Origin of the sequence: Romboutsia sp. (assembly GCF_035470145.1) — a bacterium.
Lineage (GTDB): Bacteria > Bacillota > Clostridia > Peptostreptococcales > Peptostreptococcaceae > Romboutsia_D.
This window is the reverse complement of record NZ_DATIRC010000321.1, coordinates 1-2,576: the sequence shown is the minus strand read 5'-3', so window position 1 is coordinate 2,576 and position 2,576 is coordinate 1. Positions and strand designations below refer to the sequence as shown.

Below are 2,576 nucleotides of genomic sequence, written 5' to 3'. Positions count from 1 at the left end.
TTTATTTATTAATTCATTTATAGATTGTTTTGATTTATATGTGATTAGAATTGTTCCTGTATTGGCATTGCAGTATCTTATATGATTTGTTCTGTCTTTTTCTTTATCTGGTTTTGTATACTCATGTTTTTTTATTATTCCGTTTAAACTATCATCTACTGATACACAAGCTACTATTCCCACTTGAGATCTACCATCCATTACTTGTTTATATATATATATACTTTCTTTTTCATCTTTTATTAAAATATTATTTTCTCTAAATTCATCTAAATTTTCTTTTGCTTTAAGATATACTTTTTCGTCATATTCATATACATCTTCATCTAGATCTATTTCTGGCTTATCTATATGCAAAAATGAATATGAATTATTTTTTGCTAGTATTTTAGCTTCCTCACTATTAATTACATCATATGGGAGTGCACAAACCTTATGTGCAAGTTTATCTTTAGGCCTTAAGGCCTTAAATGCTTTAATTATAGCCATTATTATTCCTCCATTTTTTTCAAAAATTGCAATTTTTTATAAAGCTACTTCTACAAAATCATCTATATTAAAATAATCTCTTAGTATATTAACTACTTCGTCTCCTATTTTCTCTTGAGCTTCTTTTGTTGTTGCTCCTATATGAGGAGTTACGCAAATTCTCGGATGATTAATAAGTTGCATATTTGTAGTGGGCTCTACTTCAAATACGTCCAGTGCTGCACCTTTTATTTTTTCATTATTTAATCCATCTAATAAATCTTCTTCAGACATTACTCGGCCTCTAGCACAATTTATTAAATATACCCCATCTTTCATTTTTTCTATTTCTTTTTTAGTTATTACTGTACCTATATTTTTATCATAAGGAATATGCAAAGATATAAAATCTGATTTTGATAACAGTTCATCTAAGTTGCAAAATTTATACTTATCATAACCTTCAAATTTTCCTAATATATCATTATAAATAACATTCATACCCAAGGCTTTTGCCATTTTTGCAACTTCCTTTCCAATCCTCCCTAAACCAATTATTCCTAATGTTTTTCCGTTGATTTCCGTACCTTTATATTTTTTCTTTTCCCACTTGCCTTGTCTCATATCTACATTAGAAATATTTATGAATCTTGATATCGCAAATATATGACCTATTGTAAGCTCCGCCACTGATAGAGTACTTGAATTAGGAGTATTTATAACGCTTATACCTTTTCTCATTGCATATTCCACATCTATATTATCTATGCCAACACCAGCCTTTACTATTAATTTCAGTTTACTATTTTTACATGCTTTATCTATAACTTCTTTAGTAATCTCAGTCACCGAGCGCATAATTATTGCATCGAAATCTCTAAGCTTATTTCCTAATTCATTTTGATCATAAAATTCTTCTATAACATTAAAATTCAATTCTTTTAATTTATTTATAGCTTTTCTATCAATTCTCTCTGTAATCAAAATATTATACATCTCAATAATACCTCCATCTATACAACTTTATTTATTTTAAAATCTCAATATATCATCAATATTATTCAATAATCCTTTTATATCATCTAAAGTATAATCAGCCATGTGAGATATTCTAAATGTTTTTTCTTTTAAATCACCATATCCATTAGCAATTTGGTATCCTCTTTCTTGAAGCTTTTTATTTAAATTTGATAAATTAATTCCTTTTGTATTTTTTATTACAGTAATAGTATTTGATAAATAATTTTCATCTGTAAATATTTCAAAATGTTTTCTAGACCAATCTCTTACTAAATTTGCCATATCTTCATGTCTTTTAAATCTATTATCTAATCCTTCTTTTAAAATTTCATCTAATTGGAAATCTAAAGTAAACATATGAGAAAGAGAAGGTGTTGAAGGATATTGGTAGTTTTTCTTTAAAATATACTCATACATTGCCAATAAATCAAAATATACACCTCTATGAGGAATTTGTTTTGCTCTTTCAATAGCCTTTTGAGAAAAAGTACATATTGACATACCTGGAGGTAACCCTAATGCTTTCTGTACTGAAGTGATACATATATCAATATCTATCTTATCAACTTCTATTTTTATTCCTCCTGCTGAACTAACTGCATCTACACAATATATAATATCATCATATCTTTTTACAATTTCTCCAATTTCTTCTATAGGATTTCTTACACCTGTAGAAGTCTCATTATGTGTAATAGTTATAACATCGTATTGACCAGTTGCTAATACTTTTTCAATCATTTCTATATCTACGCCTTTACCCTCTTCAACTTTAAATAAATCTGCAGGCACATTATTTGCTATAGCCATTTTATACCATCTATCTCCAAATGCTCCGGAGGAAAATATAGCTGCCTTTTTCAATGTAGCACAACGGATTGCGCCTTCCATCAGACCTGTGCCTGATGATGTTGATAATAATATAGCATTATCAGTATAAAATAGCTTTTTTAGTTTTTTACTTATATTCTTTTGAAGAGTAGATGCATCTCCACTTCTATGACCTATCATAGGTGTGGACATTTTTTCAAGTACTTCCTTTTTTACATCTATAGGTCCTGGTATGAATAGTTTTTTACCCATATATA

At 28.0% G+C, this 2,576-nt stretch carries 3 protein-coding genes; all 3 read right to left on the bottom strand.

Annotation, left to right across the window (positions count from 1 at the left end; all coding sequences use genetic code 11):
- Nucleotides 1-489: DUF1015 domain-containing protein (locus tag VLM92_RS13025; protein ID WP_325276765.1), on the bottom strand; the 489-nt coding region annotated here is incomplete at its 3' end.
- A 36-nt stretch (nt 490-525) separates the two neighbouring features.
- Nucleotides 526-1,464: a D-2-hydroxyacid dehydrogenase gene (locus tag VLM92_RS13020; RefSeq protein ID WP_325276764.1), complete on the bottom strand. Its 939-nt coding sequence runs from the start codon at nt 1,462-1,464 to the stop codon at nt 526-528.
- 36 nt (nt 1,465-1,500) lie between these two features.
- Complete coding sequence (locus tag VLM92_RS13015) at nt 1,501-2,571, bottom strand: alanine--glyoxylate aminotransferase family protein (protein WP_325276766.1); 1,071 nt, start codon at nt 2,569-2,571, stop codon at nt 1,501-1,503.
- Nucleotides 2,572-2,576 lie beyond the last annotated feature (5 nt).